Origin of the sequence: Enterobacter quasihormaechei (assembly GCF_004331385.1) — a bacterium.
GTDB lineage: Bacteria > Pseudomonadota > Gammaproteobacteria > Enterobacterales > Enterobacteriaceae > Enterobacter > Enterobacter quasihormaechei.
On record NZ_SJON01000002.1, the window covers coordinates 159,870 to 181,728 of the forward strand.

At 56.6% G+C, this 21,859-nt stretch carries 14 protein-coding genes and 1 pseudogene; 2 read left to right on the forward strand and 13 right to left on the reverse strand.

The window, feature by feature from the left end; translation table 11 throughout:
* Positions 1 to 59: 59 nt before the first annotated feature.
* On the reverse strand, positions 60 to 1,313 hold the full coding sequence (gene amiC, locus E0L16_RS03375) for an N-acetylmuramoyl-L-alanine amidase AmiC (RefSeq protein ID WP_064909848.1): 1,254 nt from the start codon (positions 1,311 to 1,313) through the stop codon (positions 60 to 62).
* A gap of 227 nt (positions 1,314 to 1,540) precedes the next feature.
* On the opposite strand from amiC, the gene argA reads away from it, so the two are divergent.
* Positions 1,541 to 2,872 (forward strand): amino-acid N-acetyltransferase, encoded by a 1,332-nt coding sequence (gene argA, locus E0L16_RS03380; protein WP_006811807.1) that lies wholly within the window; start codon positions 1,541 to 1,543, stop codon positions 2,870 to 2,872.
* A 34-nt stretch (positions 2,873 to 2,906) separates the two neighbouring features.
* On the opposite strand, the gene recD is transcribed toward argA, so the two are convergent.
* From recD to rppH, 12 genes are all read right to left on the reverse strand, one after another.
* Positions 2,907 to 4,727, reverse strand: coding sequence for an exodeoxyribonuclease V subunit alpha (gene recD / locus E0L16_RS03385; protein WP_131636322.1), 1,821 nt, complete (start codon positions 4,725 to 4,727; stop codon positions 2,907 to 2,909).
* Positions 4,724 to 8,266 (reverse strand): exodeoxyribonuclease V subunit beta, encoded by a 3,543-nt coding sequence (gene recB, locus E0L16_RS03390; RefSeq protein ID WP_131636323.1) that lies wholly within the window; start codon positions 8,264 to 8,266, stop codon positions 4,724 to 4,726. Before recB ends, recD begins: the two co-directional genes overlap by 4 nt.
* Positions 8,263 to 11,145 (reverse strand): pitrilysin, encoded by a 2,883-nt coding sequence (ptrA, locus tag E0L16_RS03395; RefSeq protein WP_131636324.1) that lies wholly within the window; start codon positions 11,143 to 11,145, stop codon positions 8,263 to 8,265. Before ptrA ends, recB begins: the two co-directional genes overlap by 4 nt.
* A 139-nt stretch (positions 11,146 to 11,284) precedes the next feature.
* Positions 11,285 to 14,659, reverse strand: coding sequence for an exodeoxyribonuclease V subunit gamma (recC, locus tag E0L16_RS03400; protein WP_131636325.1), 3,375 nt, complete (start codon positions 14,657 to 14,659; stop codon positions 11,285 to 11,287).
* Positions 14,660 to 14,671: 12 nt separating this feature from the next.
* A complete protein-coding gene (locus tag E0L16_RS03405) occupies positions 14,672 to 14,995 on the reverse strand; it encodes a prepilin-type N-terminal cleavage/methylation domain-containing protein (RefSeq protein ID WP_131636326.1) in 324 nt (107 codons plus the stop codon).
* Positions 14,980 to 15,378 carry a DUF2509 family protein gene (locus E0L16_RS03410; protein ID WP_063451930.1) on the reverse strand — a complete coding sequence of 133 codons (399 nt, stop codon included), beginning with the start codon at positions 15,376 to 15,378 and terminating at the stop codon, positions 14,980 to 14,982. The genes E0L16_RS03405 and E0L16_RS03410 overlap by 16 nt, the downstream gene beginning before the upstream one ends.
* On the reverse strand, positions 15,375 to 15,935 hold the full coding sequence (locus E0L16_RS03415; protein WP_131636327.1) for a prepilin peptidase-dependent protein: 561 nt from the start codon (positions 15,933 to 15,935) through the stop codon (positions 15,375 to 15,377). Before E0L16_RS03415 ends, E0L16_RS03410 begins: the two co-directional genes overlap by 4 nt.
* Positions 15,926 to 16,390, reverse strand: a complete 465-nt coding sequence (locus E0L16_RS03420; protein WP_131636328.1) for a prepilin peptidase-dependent protein — start codon at positions 16,388 to 16,390, stop codon at positions 15,926 to 15,928. Before E0L16_RS03420 ends, E0L16_RS03415 begins: the two co-directional genes overlap by 10 nt.
* A 184-nt stretch (positions 16,391 to 16,574) precedes the next feature.
* Entirely contained in the window at positions 16,575 to 17,369 is a 795-nt protein-coding gene (gene thyA, locus E0L16_RS03425) for a thymidylate synthase (RefSeq protein ID WP_131636329.1), read from the reverse strand.
* A 6-nt stretch (positions 17,370 to 17,375) separates the two neighbouring features.
* Positions 17,376 to 18,251 carry a prolipoprotein diacylglyceryl transferase gene (gene lgt, locus E0L16_RS03430; RefSeq protein WP_063869279.1) on the reverse strand — a complete coding sequence of 292 codons (876 nt, stop codon included), beginning with the start codon at positions 18,249 to 18,251 and terminating at the stop codon, positions 17,376 to 17,378.
* Between the two features lie 260 nt (positions 18,252 to 18,511).
* Complete coding sequence (gene ptsP / locus E0L16_RS03435) at positions 18,512 to 20,758, reverse strand: phosphoenolpyruvate--protein phosphotransferase (protein WP_131636330.1); 2,247 nt, start codon at positions 20,756 to 20,758, stop codon at positions 18,512 to 18,514.
* 12 nt (positions 20,759 to 20,770) lie between these two features.
* Positions 20,771 to 21,301 carry an RNA pyrophosphohydrolase gene (gene rppH / locus E0L16_RS03440; RefSeq protein WP_063451936.1) on the reverse strand — a complete coding sequence of 177 codons (531 nt, stop codon included), beginning with the start codon at positions 21,299 to 21,301 and terminating at the stop codon, positions 20,771 to 20,773.
* 454 nt (positions 21,302 to 21,755) lie between these two features.
* Between rppH and E0L16_RS22170 the strand changes: the two are divergent.
* Positions 21,756 to 21,830: pseudogene (locus tag E0L16_RS22170) on the forward strand (hypothetical protein); the annotation flags it as partial.
* Positions 21,831 to 21,859: the final 29 nt, after the last annotated feature.

Below are 21,859 nucleotides of genomic sequence, written 5' to 3' on the forward strand. Positions count from 1 at the left end.
GGTGTTTTTTTGTATCTGCCGTTTGTGAAAATGCCGGGCAAGATACCCGGCCTGATGCCCTACCCTCGCCGCGCCAGCGTTTCTCCGTCTGAGAAATAGGCCCGGATACCCGCCAGAATCGACTCCGCCACTTCCTGCTGGAATTTAGCCGTCTTGAGCTTGCGTTCCTCTTCCACGTTACTGATAAACGCGGTTTCGACCAGAATGGACGGAATATCCGGCGCTTTCAGTACCGCAAATCCGGCCTGCTCGACGCTGTTTTTGTGCAGCTTGTTGACCCGGCCCAGCTTGCCCAGCACCGCTTTACCAAACTTCAGGCTGTCGGTAATGGTCAGCGACTGCACCATATCGAACATCGTATGGTCGACGTAACGATCGCCGCTTTTGCTCACCCCACCGATTAAATCCGAGGCGTTCTGCGTATCCGCCAGGTATCTCGCGGCGGTACTGGTCGCCCCTTTTGTTGACAGGGCAAATACCGACGAGCCGCTCGGCTGGCGGCTGGTGAAGGCATCCGCGTGAATAGAGACAAACAGATCCGCGCGCTGCTTCTGCGCTTTCGCCACGCGGACCTTCAGCGGGATAAAGACATCTTCGTTGCGCGTCATGTAGGCGCGCATATTGCCCTCTTTGTCAATTAACGCCTTCAGACGACGGGCAATTTGCAGCACCACATCTTTTTCGCGGGTGCGATACTTCCCGACGGCGCCGGAATCTTCCCCACCGTGGCCAGGATCGAGCATGATCACAATCGGTCGGTCGCGCCCCGCCCTGCCCGGCTTCGGCCCGCTTTGCGCTGGTGGAACCTGCCGGTCGAGATCGCCTTTGTTGTAATCCTCAAGGAGTGCCAGGAGCGGATCCTGAATATCCGTGGCATTCGCCGGATAGAGATCCATCACCAGACGCTCTTTAAAGGCGGCAACAGGTGCAAGGGCAAAGAGCTGCGGCTTCACGTTCTGCTTCAGCTCAAACACCATGCGCACGGTTTGCGGATCGAACTGTCCGACGCGCGCCGATTTGATAAACGGATCGTCGCCGCGGATCTGAGCCGCCATGCCTTTCAGCACGGAGTTGAGGTTCACACCTTCGAGATCAACCACCACACGTTCAGGATTGCTGAGGGCGAATTGCTTATATTTCAGCACGCGGTTGGACTCAACCGTCACGCGCGTATAGGTCGACGACGGCCAGACGCGCACCGCGACTACCTGGCTTGTGGCGGCAAGACCCACCTGGCTGACGCTAAGCAACCACATCGCCCCGGCCCCTTTTAACAGGCGGCGGCGGCTTATTGCTGAATTGGATCCCGACATGCTTCTCCCGAGCAATAAAACTGATTAATGAATAAAACGTCTGAATTGACCGAAAACTTTAACGAATGACGCATAAACTGTCATCTATAAAAGGGTAAACAATCATACGCTAACGCACGGATTACTTATCATTTTCTGTGGGTCGCAGAAAATTTAGGCTTGCACGGACGGCCACAATCGAATAAAAATACAGAAATTACGAATAAACATTCATTAAGGGTTGTGTCATGGTTAAGGAACGCAGAACCGAACTGGTCCAGGGATTCCGCCATTCTGTTCCCTATATCAACACCCATCGGGGCAAAACGTTTGTCATCATGCTTGGCGGCGAAGCCATTGAGCATGAAAACTTTTCCAGCATCGTCAATGATATTGGCCTGCTGCACAGCCTCGGCATCCGTCTGGTGGTGGTGTATGGCGCACGTCCGCAAATCGAAGCCAATCTCGCCGCGCATCACCATGAGCCGATTTACCACAAACATACCCGCGTGACGGATGCGAAAACCCTCGAACTGGTCAAACAGGCGGCGGGCCTGTTGCAGCTCGATATTACCGCCCGCCTGTCGATGAGCCTGAATAATACGCCGTTGCAGGGCGCGCATATCAACGTGGTGAGCGGCAATTTTATCATTGCTCAGCCGCTCGGCGTGGACGATGGCGTGGACTACTGCCACAGCGGTCGCATCCGCCGTATTGATGAAGAAGCCATTCACCGTCAGTTAGACAATGGCGCGATCGTTCTGATGGGCCCTGTTGCCGTCTCCGTAACGGGTGAAAGTTTTAATCTGACCTCGGAAGAGATTGCCACCCAGCTGGCCATCAAGCTGAAAGCCGAGAAAATGATTGGGTTTTGCTCTTCACAGGGCGTCGTGAATGATGAGGGCGTAATTGTGCCAGAACTTTTTCCGAATGAAGCTCAGGCACGCGTCGAAGCGCTGGAAGCACAAGGCGATTACTATTCCGGTACGGTGCGTTTTCTGCGCGGTGCCGTCAAAGCGTGCCGCAGCGGCGTGCGCCGCAGCCACCTGATCAGCTATCAGGAAGACGGCGCGCTGTTGCAGGAGCTGTTCTCCCGGGACGGTATTGGTACGCAGATTGTGATGGAGAGCGCCGAGCAGATCCGCCGCGCCACCATCAACGACATCGGCGGCATTCTGGAGCTGATCCGGCCGCTGGAGCAGCAGGGCATTCTGGTTCGCCGCTCCCGCGAGCAGCTGGAGATGGAGATCGACAAGTTCACCATCATCCAGCGCGATAACCTGACCATTGCCTGTGCGGCGCTTTATCCGTTCCCGGAAGAGCAGATTGGAGAAATGGCGTGCGTTGCGGTGCACCCGGATTACCGTAGCTCCTCCCGGGGCGAACTGCTGCTTGAACGCGTAGCGGCACAGGCGCGCCAGATGGGTCTGAGCAAGCTGTTCGTGCTCACCACCCGCAGCATTCACTGGTTCCAGGAACGCGGCTTCACGCCGGTGGATATTGATTCACTGCCGGAAAGCAAGAAAGAGATGTACAACTATCAGCGCCGCTCGAAGGTATTAATGGCGGACCTGGGGTGACAGGTAGCCCTTTCCTGTTGGAAAGGGCGTTCATTCAGGCAGATTCAAATATCGCGCTTAATCCGCTCCTGCGCTCGGTGCGGGTGGCAATCGCCTGTCCCAGCACGCGTTCATCCGCATACAGCGACAGACGCTGGCGCGCACGGGTAATGGCGGTGTAGACCAGCTCACGGGTTACGACCGGTGAAAGCTGTGTCGGCAGGATCAGCGCCGCATGGTTGAACTCGGAGCCCTGAGATTTGTGTACCGTCATCGCCCATGCCGTTTCATGCTCCGGCAGGCGGCTGGGCTGAACGGACTTCACGCTGCCGTCCGGCAGCTGGAACCACACGCGCAGACCGTTGCCGCGATCGAGCGCAATGCCGATATCCCCGTTGAACAGCCCCAGCGCACTGTCGTTGCGGGAGATCATCACTGGCCTGCCCTCATACCATCGCGAATGCAGCTGACGGTTAATTCTGCGTTTCTGCACAAGCAGCTGCTCCAGCCTGTCGTTCAGACCCGCGACGCCAAATGGCCCTTCGCGCAGTGCGCACAGAAGCTGGTATTCGCCAAATGCGGCGATGGCCTGCTCGGGCTGACTGCGCTGCTGCACGCAGCTCAGAAAACGCTGGTAACCCTGGAGAGCCTCCTCAAGCATTGCCTGATACTCTTCCCCGCTTTGCAGCGATTTCTTTTCTATGTCAGTGAAGGAACCGTCAAACACCGTACGCGTGGCATGCCGATCCCCACGGTTTACCGCCGCCGCCAGCTGGCCGATGCCGGAGTCGCTGCCAAAGCGGTAGCTTTTTTGCAGCAGGCACAGGCTGTCGCGCAGCGCGCCCGCGACGGGTGAGCGATCGGGCTCAAGCGAGCAGCCGGTCAGGCGGGCAAGCTCCTGCGCCCGCGCGGCGGTATAACCATAGCTGGCGTAGGTACAGATATCTCCCAGTACCGCCCCGGCTTCAACGGAGGCGAGCTGGTCGCGATCGCCCAGGAAAACCACGCGCGCATGCGGCGGCAGAGCATCGATCAGGCGCGACATCATGGTCAGGTCGATCATAGAGGCTTCATCCACCACCAGCACGTCCAGATGCAGCGGATTGCCCGCATGGTAGCGCAGACGCTGGCTACCCGGCTGAGCGCCGAGCAGACGGTGCAGCGTACTTGCTTCACCCGGGAAAAGCGCAAGCTGCTCCTGCGTCAGCGGCAGCCGTTGCATCGCGCCGCCCAGAGATTCGGTCAGACGCGCCGCGGCCTTTCCGGTGGGCGCCGCCAGACGAATACGGCATCGCTGCTCGCCTGAAAGCTGGATCAGGGCGGCCAGCAGTTTTGCTACGGTCGTGGTTTTACCGGTCCCCGGGCCGCCGGAAATCACCGAAATCCGTCGCGTCAGGGCGACAGCCGCCGCCACTTTCTGCCAGTCAGTGGCTTCACCAGAGTCAAACAGACTGTCCAGTGTCTGGCGAAGCTGCGCTTCATCGCAGGGAAGCGGCGCGTTGGTCTCACTAAAGAAACGCGCTACCGTCAGCTCGTTTCTCCACAGGCGGTTCAGGTACAAGCGCTCACCCGAGAGGATCAGCGGTGCCTGGTTTTCTCCCGGCCCGACGGCCGATGATTCGCACAAAATTTTCGGCCAGTCCACCGTCTCACCCAGCAGCGCAAAGCAAGACTGGAGGACAGGCGGCATTTTTTCATCAATCACCAGACGCGAGAGCGGCAGACACACATGCCCCTCTCCGGCGTCTTTACTCAAAAGGGCAGCGGCCAGCATCACAGCGGGCTGGTCAGCGGCAATCATCATGGCAAACTGCACGTCCAGCTGACGCAGCACGCGTTGCTCTACCGCATCCAGCAATAAGTCCTGCATCGTCATGCCATTTCCTCCGCGTTTGCTGCAAACAGGTTATCCATTTTATCAATCAGTTCGGCGTCCGGACGGGTACTGAAGATCCCGGAGTGCGGATCGGCAGCGTCGACCCCGCGTAAGAACAGGTAGATGACGCCACCAAAATGGTCGTCGTAGCGATAATCCGCAATACGGTGGCGCAAATAGCGGTGTAGCGCCAGGCTATAGAGCTGATATTGCAGATCGTAGCGATGCATTTGCATGGCTGCCGCCATCGCCTGTTGGGTATAGGCTTCGCTGCTCTCGCCCAGCCAGTTGGATTTGTAGTCCAGCAGGTAGTAACGCCCTTCGTGACGGAAGACCAGGTCGATAAACCCTTTCAGCATGCCCTGTACCTGACGGAAGTTCAGCGGCGGGCAGCCGGCCGACAGCGGATCGTACTGACGGATGAGCGCATCGAGCGCATCGGCCTTAAGCGGACCTTCGACAGGCAGATAAAACTCCATCTCAACCTGCTTATTTTTGGCCGTTAACTGGCGAAGCGAGAAGCCCTGCTCCGTCAGCGGCGCCTGCAAAATGGCGTTGATCCAGTCTGTGAGAACGGGCTGCCAGTGCGCGTCATAGCCCCCGCTCTGTAGCATCCTCAGCACCCACTCCTCACTGACAGGCTGAGTAAAATCCAGTTCCTCAAAGAGGCTGTGTAAAAAGGTGCCCGGCGACGCGCCGCGCGGGAACTGATGTGGGGTTAACGTCGGCTCAACCGGCACCTCTCCCACTCCTGCGGCATCCACGTCCAGCTTCGGCATGAGATCCTGCGCAATACTTTGCCCGTGCTGTTGCAGGCCAGAATAGCTGGTGACTCGCCAGTCGTCGGCAAGCACCCGCGTGATCTGGCGCGCGTTAAGATCGGTGGCGGTCTCTTGCGCCATTTGCCAGCGGCTATTGTCTGGCAGAGTGGGGATATGTAGCGCGATATCGTCACCGCAAAGCGACGCAATGCAGTGGCGTAGCCCCGCCGCATCTTTCGGCTCGCCACGCTGAATAAGCCGCCCTAACGCGCTTAAATGGAAATCGCTCTCCCCCGTTTTTTCTCCGCGACGGCGAAATACGGGCGCGACGCCCAGGCTGCAATGCCAGACAGAACGGGTCAGCGCCACGTATAGCAGGCGCAAATCCTCCGCCAGACGCTCCGCTTCCGCCAGCTCAACGCTGGTTTCTGCTTTGCTGAGATCGAGCACCGCATCGAAAGTCTCGCGGTCATGGTAAAAGGCCTGATCCTGAACGCGGTAGTTCGCGATGAAGGGCAGCCAGACCAGCGGATACTCAAGACCTTTCGATTTGTGAATGGTGACGATTTGCACCAGATGCTTATCGCTCTCAAGACGCATCTGCTGGCTTGAGGCGTTACTGTTGGGATCCGCAATTTGCTGCGCCAGCCAGCGCACAAGGGCATGTTCACTTTCAAGCTGGGTACCCGCTTCCTGCAACAGTTCGCTGATGTGTAAAATATCGGTCAGACGCCTTTCACCGCCGGATGTCGCCAGCATATTTTCGGCAATCTGACGCCGCGTCATCAGCTCGCGAAGCATCGCCATGACGCCGCGTTTTTGCCAGCGCTCACGGTAATGGACAAACTCTTCCACTACCGTATCCCATGCGTTTTCGTCATGGTTAAGTACGTCGATATCCCGCGCGTTCAACCCCAGCATTGAACTGGCCAGCGCGCTTCGAAGCGTATTTTCGCGCTCCGGCGCCAGCACCGCCTGAAGCAGCCAGAGCATTTCCTGGGCTTCCAGCGTGTCGAACACGCTGTCGCGGTTAGAAAGATACACGGAGGGAATATCAAGCAGCGTAAGCGCATCGCGGATCAACGCCGCTTCCTGACGGCTGCGCACCAGCACGGTTATATCAGAGGCTTTAACAGGATTTGCCTGTTCCCCTTTCCACAGCAGCGCCTCGCCGCGCGCGCCTGCGCTCAGCCAGTCACGGATTTGCGCGGCGCAGTGCTGGGCCATCGCCGCCTGATAGTCGGCAACACCATAGCCTTCCCCCTCAAGCAGCCAGAAGGTCATGGCGGGTTGCACCGCACCGCTGACTTCAAAGCGTAAAGTCGCGTTATTTGGGGCAGATTTCACCGGCAGGAAAGGAATTTCATTGAACATGAACGCCGACTCCATGCGGCTGAACAGCGTATTGACGCTCTCAACCATCCCCGGCGCGGAGCGCCAGTTCGTGTCTAACGTGTAGTGCGCAACGACCTCGCTGCGGGCTTTCATATAGGTAAAGATATCGGCCCCGCGGAAGGCATAAATTGCTTGTTTAGGATCGCCTATCAACAGCAGGGCAGTGTCGGGCTGCTGTCGCCAGATGCGGCGAAAAATGCGGTACTGTTGGGGGTCGGTGTCCTGAAATTCGTCAATCATCGCCACCGGGAATCGGGTACGGATCGCGCTTGCGAGCGCTTCACCATTCTCGCTGGACAGCGCCTCGTCCAGGCGGCTCAGCATATCATCGAACCCCAGCTCGCCCCGGCGACGTTTTTCCCGCGCGACGGCCTGGCGGATCTCCGTCATGGCGCGGGTGATCATCAGATCGTTGAGCGTTAATGGTTCAGCAAGCAGCGCTTCAATCGCCACAAACAGGGGATGCTCGGGCACAATGCCGTCGGCTTTAGTCCGCTCGGTCAAAAAGCGCTGCGAAAATTTTTCCAGTGCGTCCGGAAGCTGGTAGCCCCGCGTCTCCTCCTGGGCCCAGGCGCTGATCTTTTCGATCCATTTCCCCTGATTACCACGGTTGAACTTGCGTCTGTCGATGCCTGAGTTTTCGATGATCGCATCAATTTCAACGACCGACTCATTCCACTTCTGCTTAAGCGCGGTAATTTTGGCGACAATCTTTTCATGGCGCGAGGCCAGCGTTTCATCGGCAGGCGGCGGGGATTTGATGACCGGCGCTTCGCCTTGCAGGTAACGGTCGATGGCGCGAAGAAGATCTTCCGGACCTTTCCACAGGGCGTGAACCGCTTCGGCAATGTCGCGCTGCAACGGATAACAGTGACGCCGCCAGAAATCCGCGCAGGCCTGATAGCGAAGCTCGGATTCATCTTCAATAAGCTGTTGCTCAAAGAGCATGCCGGATTCAAACGCATTCAGGCTCAGCATGCGCTGACAAAAACCGTGAATAGTGAAGACGGACGCCTCGTCCATTTGCCGTTCGGCCAGCAGCAGCCATTGCGCAGCCTGTTGCTTATCGGCGATCTCGTCCAGCAGGCTCGCGTAGAGGGGGTTATCCGTGGTCTGGCGCAGACAGGCGATGCGCAGTTCATGAATGTTACTGCGAATACGGCCACGCAGCTCGGCAGTGGCCGCTTCGGTGAAGGTGACCACCAGCAGCTCCTCCACGCTTAACGGGCGTGAAAAAGCGGCGCTGCCGCCGAGCCCTAACAGCAGACGCAGATAGAGCGCGGCGATGGTATAGGTTTTTCCCGTTCCCGCTGAGGCTTCAATCAATCGCTCGCCCTGTAGAGGTAAACTTAGGGGATCAAGCGGCTCAGCGGTATGGGTCATTCTTTTTTACTCCAGGGCATAGACTGCTGTAGTGCGCTGACGCTCTTCCAGACGGTCCACTCTTTCGATTTTACGTAGTCCGTTTTCCCGTTCTGGCTGCCAGAGACCTGAGACAGGATGGCCATACCCTGCGGTTTTACCACCGCCTGGTGGAAGAAATCGGCAACCTTTTGTGGTGTCAGCTGTTTTATTTCGGCCACTATTTTATCACGCGAATCAAATTTCATATTACCGCGATCGAAATCTTTGCTCAGCTGCGAGGCTTCTTCGCCCAGCGTCTGCGGCGGCTGCATCACCTGCGCGATAACGGCCTGCTGGATCTGGGCAAACTCCTCCGGCTTCATAGCCCGCAGTTTTGCTTCCGCCTGCGGGAAGAACGCCTGATAGCGCTGCCACAGGTAAGCGGGCTGCTTGTCGCTGCTTTGCAGAAGGAAGCCCAGCCCCCACTGGCGGCCCACGTTCATGGAGAAAGCGAACACCGCGTAGCCCAGTTGCTCCTCGGTGCGCAACTGGTTGTAGAACCATGGCTGAATAATTTGTCCAAGCACGGCGCTCTGGGCAGAGCTGGTAAATTCATCATAACCGGTAGGTACAAACACCGCGGCCAGCGCGGAATCGGTGCTGCTCCCCGCTTTTTCGAAGATCGCGTTTTGCTTTTTCTCTACCAGCACGTCCTGGTTACGGCACCACTCATCGCCTTTTGAACCCAGCTGCGTACGGACGTTTTGCGCCAGCGTTTTAGCCTGCTCTTCGCTCATATTGCCCACAACCAGGAACTCCGGACGGGTATTGGTTTTCAGCGCATCACGGTAAGCCAGAACCTCTTTTAAGGTCACAGAGGGCAGTAACGCGCGGCGATCTTCGCGCTGGAAATAAGGAATTTGCGACAGCATCTGCGCCGGCATAATCGCCTGATCGTAGGCTTTCCCCTTCTCCGCAGAATCCATCATCTGCGCATACCAGGACTTAGCCTGCTCAAGCTGTTCTTCCGTCGGCGTGTAGCTGAAATAGCCCTCCAGCAGCGCCTGGAACAGCTGCGGCAAACGCTGGGTATAGCCGTTGGCATTCACCATCAGGCCGTTATTGGCGTTGGTCGAGAAGCTGATGCCGCCAACGGCTGCCTGGTTGCTGAGCTGATCGAGGGCAATACCGGCCAGATAATCGTTCAGCGCAAACAGCACCTGGTTTCGGGCGCTATCCATTGCTTTCGGGTTACGCAGCACCACGCTGACATCCGCTTTTGGCTCGTCGGCGAAATAGCGGCTTGGGGTGTAGACCACCCGCAGCGTCGGCTCATCAACAATCAGCTCCGGGTGCGGATACGCCTTAGCGGGTTTGATCAGCGTGAAATCATCCGGGATGTAGGGGTTAAGCTCCGGCAACTTCAGCGCAATCTCACCCGCCTTTTTCTGCCAGCCCGCGAAGGTCTGTTCGCTGATTTTTTCAACCTGATACGGAGCATCCACGAAGTAGGCCATTTTGTTGTGCGGTTCGTTCGGGCTGATATACCAGACACGGGCATTCTGTGGGGTCATCATCGCCAGACGCGCCTTGAGCGCCCCGGCGTCATACTGGTCGGCAATATTTACCGCATCCAGCGTATGTTCCACGGGCACGCGGATCATGGTATCTGCCAGCCACTCAACGTAGTCCATGTCACGCGTGATAGAGGGATAACGGAAATCGAGATCCAGCACGTGCGCCAGCTCGTCAAAGTAGCGTTTATCGACGCCTTCCTCGCGCAGCAGAGAGAGATAGCTAAAAATGGCCGCAACGACATCGTCACGGTGAGCCAGCCCTTTATCGGTCAGCGTCGCGGAGATTGCCAGCACGCCGCTGTTACCGTTTACGACGGGATCGGAGTCAGCGCGAATACCTTCCACCAGCCCCTGCTTTTGCAGCCAGTCAGAGAGCGTGCCCGGGCTGCGGTTGCCGATAAGATAGGTCACCAGCTCGTCGGTTTTGCTGCGGAACTGCGCCGTGTTGTTATCAATACGGAATTCAACGCGTAAGACCTTGCGGGGCAAGGCCGGGACATAGTGAATAACGATGCCTTTTTGCGCGTCCGTGACAACCGGCACGTTAATCTGCGGCCGCTCGATATTTTTATTTGGCACCCTGCCATAGGTTTGCGCCGCCATATTTGCCAGCGCTGGCAACGGTTTATTACTGTAGATCACCGCTTTCATCAGGTTGGCGGAGTAGTATTTGTCGCGAAACGCATGCAGCGCATCGAGCACCGGGCTACCCGGTTTGTCGCTCAGCGTTTCAAGATTGCCGCCTGAGAAGCGCGAACCCGGGTGCGCCGGGTTGATGGTTTCTGCGCTGACCTGCGCCATGCGCATACCGTCTCGCGTGCGCGCCATGGTCAGTTCGGCGTTCACGGCGTTGCGTTCCCGGTCGGCATATTTTTTATCCAGCAGCGGTGCGGCGATGGCATCCGCCAGACGGTCGACCGCGCCATTAAGCGCATCATTTTCCACTTCCAGGTAAAACGCGGTGCGGTACGGCGCGGTACTGGCGTTGTGGCTGCCGCCATGCATTTTCAGAAATTCAGACAGGCTGTCCGGCTGCGGGTATTTTTTAGAGCCCATCAGCGTCATGTGCTCAAGGTAGTGCGCCAGTCCCGGATGGGCTTCAGGATCTTCCAGCGAACCCACCGGCACAACCAGCGCGGAGAGCGATTTCACCGCCTGAGGGTCGGAAACCAGCAGCACGGTCATCCCGTTATCAAGACGAATCGCCTGATACTGACGGGTGTCCTTTTCGCTCTTACGGATTGTTTCCTGGACGGGTTGCCAACCGGAATCGGCCTGAGTGACGGGAGCCCAAAGGGCGATAAACAAAACAAACGCTTTTAACAAGGTGCTGCCTGGCATTACGACCTCTTTATCACGGCTACATCATTAACAACGTGCGTGCTGGACACGCCAGCATCTCTTTCTCTGGGTACATCAGTCCGTGATAAGAGGTGCATCATAAATGAACACCTCATGCTGCGCAATTTTTATACAGCACTCAGGACTGATTAAATTTGTACAACGGTAACAGGTAGCGTTGCGCCTCTTCCGTGATAATGTCGAAGTATTCTGGCTCCAGCGTTCGCCATAAACGTTGATACCAGACATCGTCGCCCTCGCCACGTACCATCATGTTCCCTTCGTAGGCCTGCAAAAACTTGCTGCGCGCTTTCTGGAGCGAAGCCTCATCCGTTAACATGGCATCATTCTGCGCGTCGTAACAGGCTTTTATCCACGCCCCCCCACTTTCAGGCAGTAAAAGTAGTGGTTTGTTCATGCCCTGACGGTAGCCTTCAATATAAAGCGACAGATACGTCAACGCCTGATCGGGCTTCATGGGCGGGAAGCGCCACTCGCCGTCCTTACGTACAAACAACCGGCTTTCGCCTTCGTGACCATTCGCACAGTAGACAAGATGTTCGAGCCAGAGTTGCAGGCCATGTGAAACGCTGAGCATGGAGGGGCGCCAGCGCAGCAGCCCGTCAGACTGCACGTGCGTGAGCCAGCCGCTGAGGTGGATACCGTTACAATCGAGATCGATTTCAATGCTGCTCGCTGGCTGCCGACACGCGATAACCCGGTCAGCAAGCGCTTGCATCTCTTCGCACTGGGCATCCCAGACGATTTCGCCGAACGCGCCATACGGAAGTAATCCCGACGCCCTGAAACGTCTGAACAGTTTGCTGGCATCTTCTTCGTCAACCAGCGCATTCAGAAGCTGGGAATTAAGCTTAAACCGCTCCAGCCCATCAAGAATAAACGGTTCCGCATCGGGGATTTCGCTCTCTTCCGAACGGAAGTTCACCTGCAAGCGTTGCTGGAAAAAAGCCCGAACCGGATGCGCCCAAAAGCGCTGTAGCTGCTCAAACGTGAGGGTGTTTATGGCGAGCGGTTCGAGCGCCTGAATAAAATCGGTTTGCGGTGTTCCCTCGTTCTTCGCGGCAGGAAGCCACTCGCGGGCGTAGCTTTGCAGTTCATCAGGAACGTAATTGACAGGATCAAACGGCATTCGGCTATGGTGACAGGTGATATGCGCTTTCACCCGACGTTCGCTTTCGTCGCAGTTACAGGCTTCATCGCCCGGCAGATAGTGACTCTGTCCGATGTAGTCCACCAGCTCCTGCACCAGCACCGACGGGAAACGCTCGCTGTTATCCTGAATTGAACGCCCGATATAGCTGATATAGAGCCTGCTTTGCGCGGACATCAGCGCCTCAAGGAAAAGATAACGGTCATCATCGCGGCGGCTGCGGTCGCCCCGCTTCGGCTGTGCGCTCATGAGATCAAAGCCCAGGGGAGGCAGCGCGCGAGGATAAATACCGTCGTTCATGCCAAGCAGACAAACCACTTTGAACGGGATTGAACGCATCGGCATCAGGGTGCAGATATTCACCGGCCCTGCAAGGAAGCGCTGGCTGATGCGCTCCTGGTCAAGGCGTTGCGTCAGCTCATCACGCAGAAGCGAAAGGGGAACCGCCTCGTGATAGTGCGAATTTACCCCCTCATCCACGATGGCCTGCCACTGCTTCTCGATAAGCGCCATGGCGGCCTCTGTTTCGCTGTCCGGCAGGAAGAAATCATTCAGCATGTCGCGGCAAACCGGCAGCCACTCTTCAAGCGGGCGGGGCTGCATCAGCGCGCGGCGCCAGCGGTTGAGCTGCATCAGCAGCGAGGCCAGGTGACCTACCAGTTCCGCGATTAACCCGCTGGACTCATCGTACGGCAGCACGTCATTCCATTCGCCGTGGATGCTCTCCATCGCATACCCCAGCAGCATGCGGGTAAGGCCAAACTGCCAGGTGTGCTGGCCGGTTGGTGGAAGCTCGAACTCCTGAACGTTGTCATCGTCAATTCCCCAGCGGACGCCTGATTCGTTGACCCACTGACGCAGGTAGCGCAATCCCTCTTCGTTAATGTCGAAACGTGCGGACAGAACAGGCACATCCAGCAATGCCAGCACATCCTCAGAGATGAACCGGCTATCGGGCAGCGAAAGCAGGCTGATAAAGGCCTGAAGCGCCGGGTGTGACTGACGAGCGCGGCGGTCTGAGATCGCGTAAGGCAGATAGCGGTCACCCGTTGCGCTGCCAAATACCGCCTGAATAAACGGGCTATAGCTGTCGATATCCGCCACCATTACCACGATATCGCGCGGTGTCAGGGTTGGATCGTCCTGCAACATGGCAAGCAGGCGGTCATGTAGAACTTCAACTTCACGCTGTGGACTATGGCAAACGTGGATCGCGATACTACGATCGTCAGGATCCAGTTTTCGCTTCTTATCGCTTCGCGCAAACTCCTCGGCGGTGATTCCGGCAACGGCACGGTTCTCTAAATCCAGAATATCGAGCTGAATATTGTGCAGCAGGCTGTCGGGCGTAATATCCGCAAACGCATCCACGTCCCCCTCTCCCGAGGAGGTGATATCTGAAAGCAGATAAATATAGTCGCGCCCCAGCTTGCCCCACGAGGCAAGCAGCGGGTTCGGCAGGTTCTGAATCCCCTCTTCATCGAAAAGCTGCGCCGCGTTTTCAGTGTCCTTAAACAGCGGCACGGCACGTTCCTCAAAGAGGCGTTTTCGCTGGCGGGTGACCAGCCGTGAAAGCCAGCGCGGATCCTGAATGTCTCCCCAGTAGTGCCGACACGGGTTGGTAAAAAGGATATGGATATCAGTGTGCTTACCGAGCGCTTTGAGCGCGTTCAGGTAGACCGGCGGCAGCGCGGAGATACCGCAAATGAACACGCGTGACGGCAAACGGGCTGGCCGTTCTGCGGTGTTCTCAAGTGTTGAGATAAAGCGATCGTACAGGTTAGCACGGTGCCATTTAGGCTGACCGAGCTGCTCGGTATGTTCGACCAGCGCTTTCCAGAGCGGCGCCTGCCAGATTTGCGCTTCCGGCAACCCATCGACTAATTCTCCCGCTTCCCAGCGAATCAGCCATTCTGCACGGTAAACCAGATACTGGTCGTAGAGGTCGGCGGTGCGTGAGGCCAGTTGAAACAGTTTGCGCTTGTCGGTGTCATCATTCAGGTAGTGGCGCAGCATGGCGAACTCTTCATGCTCCAGCATGTCCGGCAGCAGCGTCATCAGTTTCCAGGCCATGCTTTGTTTGTTGAAAGCGCTCTGCTCGGGAATATCCGGCAGGACGCGAACAAACATCTCCCAGATAAAGCTCGCGGGCAGCGGAAAATCGATGTTCGCCGCAATGCCAAACTTCTGCGAAAGGGACATTTGCAGCCACTGCGCCATACCGGTGCTCTGCACCAGCACCATTTCTGGCTCAAACGGATCGTCGAGACGCTCTTGCTCAACGATATACTCCATCAGTGCTTCCAGCACATCCAGACGATTTGAGTGGTAAACCCTTAGCATAAACGCTCCCGACTACCGGCTAACCGGGCAATGCAGACGCGTCAACGCGCCCTGCCGCCCCATAGGAGAAATAAGTGTGACCGTGATGCTGACACATCCGGACTGCGTTGTCTGCCCCCGGCTGACCTGCCAGCCCGGCGGGAGCATCGACGTTGAGATCTGCGTCTGATTCCACGCATGATGCCATAGCTGACGATACTGGCTAAGCGCCGCATACCGGGCCGCCAGCGCGCGATGATATCCGGATAACGCCGTCACAACCACAACCAGCAACATCATTGCCAGCAAAACCTCAACCATGCTAAATCCTTTTTGTCTGCTCAGGGTAACTGACATAGCGCTTTTTCCTTAAGGGGGCAGAAATCGCTCCAGCCGTGGGCAGAAAAGCGTATTTGTCCTTCCGTGATTTCTCCGCCCTGCCAAAGCAACAGATCGTCAATTCCGGCAATAAGCAAAGCCCGATCCCTGAGCAGCCTTAAACAGACCCGCCAACGCTGCGTCTGCTTGCACTGAACCTCTGGCCGTAATGCCCAGCGCTGAACGCGTCCCCACTCCAGCGCAGACTGCACGGCAGCCTGCTGGCGAACGGACAGACTCTCATTACTCACCAGCGCGTTAAAAGTTTTCAGCTGCTGGTTTAATCCGGTTAGGATCAGCGTGCCGAGCACCAGCAACAGCAGGACCAGCGCCAGCGATGACATGCCCCGCTGACGATTCACAGATTAAACCCCGTTACGGTGTGGCGGGTTGAAAAGGGTGTGGTCAGTTCATCTTTGCGCCGGGCGCGCAGCTCGACATTGATTACCGGTGCAAAACCAGCATGGTCGGTTTTGGAGATCATGAACTGCTCGATCAGGATCCGATCGGGGTCGGTGAGTTTATCCCATCCCTTACCTTCACAGGACGTCGCGCCCCGCAGCGTTTCAAGTGCACCGGCTTCAAGCCGAAATCCCGTGCTGTCATTTTCTGACGCGGAGGTATCCCACTGACCGTTGCTGTTTGCATCCCACTGCACAATTGCACATCGCCCTTGCCAGCCGAGGATTAACCCTTGCCCCTGACAATGCCCTGCACAGTATCCTGCTCGCTGGAGTTGTTTACCCATCGCAAGCAGGCGTTGCCACACCTCATCTTCCAGCTCTCGTTGCCCGGATTGCAGTAAAACACCCCGCTGTAGCCCCGGTAAAAAACGTGACGTGCTGAGTAACAGAATGCTGCTTATCGTCATCGCAATCAGGACCTCCAGAAGGGAGAACCCTTTTTGTTTTACTGGCATAGATCTTCTCCTGCGGCATTACACAGCCTGATACGCCCACCATTTGAGACAACAACCCACCACGCACCGGCGCGGCTCTGCACGCGAATATGTCCGGCCCATGCGGTATCCCTTAAGCCGTAAAATCCCAGCGCAGGCGTGACGTCGCTCAGCGTGACCTCCGGCCATAACGGTTTCATCACGAACGGGCCGCCGCTGTCGCAGCCCGGGACCACAGCGCTGACAAGGCAGGCCTGATTCCCGTCAGCGTGAAGTGCGATCCTGTGCTCGCTGTTGTGACGATTTGCGTCGTTTCGCAAAAACACCAGGTAATCCCGCACCTGACAGGCTGTCTGCCAGAGCCGCTGCCGCTGTTGCCAGCTGTCCCAGCCATAAAGCCCCGTCGCGCTGAGGATCACGACCAGCGAGATGGCGACAAGGGTTTCGATAAGCGTAAAGCCATGTTCGTTTTTCATGGCGGGAGTGTGGCGGAAAGGCAGAAAAGGCGCGAGCGTCAAACCAGAACATTACGAGCCGCTTTCAGGAGAATGTCGTCTGTTGCAACGCATTGCATCCTCTCTGGAAACAGGCTCGAAAAACAAAACGAGCGCGAAAAAAAACCGGCGCTCAAGAGCACCGGTTGTGTCAGGATCCGCCGTATCAGATGGCGACAGGCGCTTTAATGCCGGGATGCGGGTCGTAGCCCTCAATCTCGAAGTCATCAAAACGGTAATCGAAGATTGATTCCGGCTTACGTTTGATCACCAGTTTCGGCAGCGCGCGCGGTTCACGCGTCAGCTGGAGATGCGTCTGTTCCATATGATTGCTGTAGAGATGGGTATCACCGCCCGTCCAGACAAAATCGCCCACTTCAAGATCGCACTGCTGCGCCATCATGTGCACTAACAGCGCGTAGCTGGCGATGTTAAACGGCAGGCCGAGGAACACGTCGCAGGAGCGCTGATAGAGCTGGCAGGAGAGCTTGCCGTCCGCCACGTAGAACTGGAAGAAGGCATGGCACGGTGACAGCGCCATTTTGTCCAGCTCACCCACGTTCCAGGCAGAAACGATGATACGACGCGAGTCCGGGTCATTCTTCAGCTGGTTCATGACGGTTGTGATCTGGTCGATATGGCGACCGTCCGGGGTTGGCCACGCGCGCCATTGCTTGCCGTAGACCGGCCCCAGGTCGCCGTTTTCGTCTGCCCACTCGTCCCAGATGGAGACATTGTTTTCATGCAGATAAGCAACGTTGGTATCGCCTTGCAGGAACCAGAGCAGTTCATGAATGATCGAGCGCAGATGGCAGCGCTTCGTCGTCACCAGAGGAAAGCCTTCTTGCAGATTGAAGCGCATCTGGTGGCCAAAAATGGAGAGCGTACCGGTACCGGTACGGTCGTTTTTCGGCGTGCCCTCGTCGAGCACTTTTTTCATCAATTCAAGATACTGTTTCATGGTTCCTCAGGAAAGTTGTTGCTGTGGACGACGACGATACGCCCAAATCATCATAATGGCACCCGCGACAATCATCGGGATGGAGAGGATCTGCCCCATGCTGATGTACTGTACCCATTCGCCGGTAAACTGCGCATCCGGCTGGCGGAAGAACTCGACGATGATACGGAATGCGCCGTAGCCAATCAGGAACAGACCAGAGACAGCCCCCATTGGGCGCGGTTTGCGGATGTACAGATTCAGGATGATAAACAGCACCACGCCTTCCAGGGCCAGCTCGTAAAGCTGAGACATGTGGCGCGGCAGAACGCCGTAGGTATCGAAAACAGACTGCCACTCAGGGTGCGAAGGCAGCAGCGCGATATCCTCTGCGCGCGAGCCCGGGAAGAGCATGGTAAACGGCACGCTCGGATCGACACGCCCCCACAGCTCACCGTTGATGAAGTTGCCCAGACGCCCTGCGCCCAGCCCAAACGGAATTAACGGCGCAATAAAATCAGCCACCTGGAAGAAGTTACGTTTGGTGCGTTTGGCGAAGATCACCATGACCAGGATCACACCAATCAGCCCGCCGTGGAAGGACATGCCGCCGTCCCAGACGCGGAACAGATAGAGCGGATCGTTCAGGAATACCGGGAAGTTGTAGAACAGGACATAGCCGATACGACCGCCCAGGAACACGCCGAGGAAGCCAGCATAAAGCAGGTTTTCCACTTCGTTCTTCGTCCAGCCGCTGCCGGGACGACTGGCGCGACGGCCAGCAAGCCACATGGCAAATACGAAGCCCACCAGGTACATCAAACCGTACCAGTGAAGCGCTACGGGTCCTATTGAGAAAATTACCGGATCGAATTCCGGAAAATGCAGATAACCACTGTTCATCTGTCACCACAAGATGTTGTTATTCCGCTGAAAGTGGACAGCGGCTGAATTGCATTCCCGCCGTTGGCAGGTGCTCCAAAGTTGCGAATCATAGCATAAGGCAGGCGCGGAGGATGCGCCTGAGATGTAAAAGATGTGTATAGGGTTTGATGCACGCAGGTCCCCTCACCCTGACCCTCTCCCAAAAGGGGCGAGGGGATTGTTAGCTGCTCGCATTCATTTGTGGGGTTCCCTCCGCCCTGAGGAATAGGGGAAAGGCGTTAGCGACCACCGCGGATCAGGCCACCCATACCGCGTCGTTCCATAAATGCCGCCACCTGGTGACGAACCTCAGTTGCCAGCTGCGCGTCAAGGCTGCGCTCAGCCAGCTCGCGGGCATCATTGACGTCAATATGACGCAACAAATACTTCACGCGCGCTACCGCGCGGCCGTTCATCGACAGATGGCGATACCCCAGACCAATCAGGATCGCGACGCACATAGAGTCTCCGGCCATTTCACCGCACAGGCGTAGATCAATACCGTACTGTTCAGCCTCACGGGCGATCATCGCCAGGGCACGAAGCATCGCCGGATGCAGGCTGTCGTAGATGCTGGCAACGCGGGTGTTGTTGCGATCGACCGCCAGAATGTATTGCGTTAAGTCGTTGGTGCCGACGGAGATGAAATCGACGCGGTTCGCCAGCTGCGGCAGCATAAAGACCATTGAGGGCACTTCGAGCATCACGCCGATACGCGGTTTCGGGATCGCATAGCCGATCATCTCTTCCACTTCGCGCCCGGCGCGTTCTATCAACCGCCGTGCTTCGTCGATCTCGTCAATACTGGTGACCATCGGCAGCAAAATGCTGAGATTCCCCGTGGCCGCGTTAGCGCGCAGCATCGCACGAACCTGAATAAGGAAGATTTCCGGCTGATCGAGGGTAATGCGGATCCCGCGCCAGCCGAGGCAGGGGTTCTCCTCGCTGATGGGCATGTAGGGCAGCTGTTTATCCGCGCCGACGTCCAGGGTGCGCAACGTTACGGGTTTGTCGTTGAACATCTGCAACATGCCCTGATACTGCGCAACCTGTTCCTCTTCTGAGGGGAAGCCGCTTTGCAGCATAAACGGGATTTCGGTGCGGTAAAGGCCAATGCCGTCGATGCGGCTGCCGAGCTTTTCTTCGTGCTCGGGGCTTAAGCCAGCGTTGAGCATCACCTTTACCCGCTCACCGCTTTTGAGCTGCGCGGGCAGGTTGACGTCATCTTCCGCCAGCTTGCTTAATTCATTCTCTTCGCTGATAAGGCGCTGGTACTCCTGGAGGAGAACCGGCTCAGGATCAACCAGCAGCTCACCGCGATACCCGTCCACCACCAGCGTGCGGCGATGCAGCACGGAGGGCTGAATATCCGCGCCCATAACGGTCGGGATACCGAGCGCGCGCACCATGATAGCGGCATGGGAGTTAGCTGCGCCATCGCGCACCACCACGCCCGCCAGCCTGTCCTGCGGTAATTCCGCCAGCGTCGTCGCCGAGAGTTCATCGGCCACCAGCACAAACCGGCTTGGCCAGGCATTCGCCCCCTGAATGGTATCATCGAGGTGGAAAAGCAGACGTTGCCCAAGCGCGCGTAAATCACCGGCTCGCTCTTTCAGATAACCGTCAGTCAGCACCGCAAACTGTTCGGCAAATTTTTCGATGACCTTTTTAACCGCCCACTCTGCCACCGAACCTTTATCGACCTCGGCAAACAGCTCACGGCGCAAGCGCGCATCGGAAAGCAGGTGTGAGTAAAGATCGAAAATGGCCGCCGTCTCTTTTTGCGCGCCAGCGGCAAAGCGTTTGCTGTAGCGTCGAAACTCATTCGCTGCCTCTTCCAGCGCGGCGGTAAGCCGTTCGCGCTCAAGCGCTTCATCCAGCGTAGAGGCTTCGTAGACCTGCTCCATCAACGGAAGCGTGGCATCCATCCAGCCTTCGGCGATAGCGACGCCCGGCGAGGCCGGAAGCGCGCGGATACGCGTATGACGATACTGGCCAAAAAGGGCGGCCAGCTGGGACTGGGAGAGGATCGCAGCCATCTGCGTTGCCAGCGTGACGAGGAAGGACTCCTCGCTTTCGTCGTACTGGCGCAACTCTCGCTGCTGAACAACAAGCACGCCAAGCAGCTGACGGCGCTGAATAATCGGCACGCCAAGAAAAGCGCGGAAACGCTCCTCTTTTACGGAAGGAATATATTTAAAGCTGGGGTGTTTTTGCGCATCGGCAAGGTTGATTGGCTCCGCCAGTCGCCCGACCAGGCCAACAATACCTTCATCAAACGCGAGCGTAACGGTGCGTCCCCGTGGTTTTTTTAAACCGCGGGTTGCCATCAGGTAGTAGCAACGTCGGTCATGGTCGGCCAGATAGACCGAACAGACTTCGGTTTCCATCGCAAGACAGATGTCCGTCACCAGAATATTCAGCGCCTCGTTGAGGCGAGGCGCACTGGCAACCTTTTCAACTATTTCTCGCAAGCGGGTGAGCATGATTTGCGTAGCTTAACCTCTTTTACGTCGCCAGGCAGGTGCGCTCTGTGGCTTCGGAGGCGTCTCCTGAAGCTGCATAACGGCACTTGCGAACTCTTTCATCACCCTACGGTAAACATCGCGCTTAAAAGACACGACCTGACGAACCGGATACCAGTAGCTTACCCAGCGCCAGCCATCAAACTCCGGCGTGCTGCTGGTTTGCATATTGATATCTGAATCGTTGCCCACCAACTGCAAAAGAAACCATTTCTGTTTCTGGCCGATACAAACCGGCTTTGTGTCCCAACGCACCAAACGTTTCGGTAACTTGTAACGCAACCAGTTGCGGGTCGAAGCCAGGATGCGAACATCTTTGCGGCTTAAACCAACCTCTTCAAACAGCTCCCGGTACATCGCTTGTTCTGGGGACTCTCCAGGATTGATCCCGCCTTGCGGGAACTGCCAGGAGTGCTGACCATATCGCCGGGCCCACATCACCTGACCCTGACGATTACAAATTACTATTCCTACGTTTGGGCGGTAGCCATCGTCATCAATCACCGGACTACCCCAAACTAAATCTGATATATGAATGATTGTTTCACACTACAGGGAGGCGGTAAACCACTCTCTTACAGGCCTGCAACCTAATAACATTTGAATAACTCACAAATTTGTGAGGAGTTATAAACAGATGAGGGCGACTGAGACCATTTTTATTCACCTTTTCTGTGGATATAGTTGTGAAGAAGTACGGAATTACCGATGAACAACCTTGTAGACCGACGAAATGCCCGTTTACGACCTTCATGATAAAGAATTTAAATTCATATGGTTATAGTTAAATACAGGGCGTTAAAGGCGATTAACGTGACGATCGTCACATCAAAGATCCTCCTGCTGATGAAAGATCGAACAGCGTCGGTTTTATCCACAGATTGTGCCAATAAGTTAGGCACAATTTGTGTGAAAATTCGATTTTCATCGCACGTCAAGGCTGTAAATTGAAACAGTAGTGGCGGTTATACCCAGTTATCCCATTTTTCTGTGGATAACATGGTGTAAGATCCTGTTTATTGTCAGTGACCAGAATTGCACAACCTGTTTTTTAGCCATGCC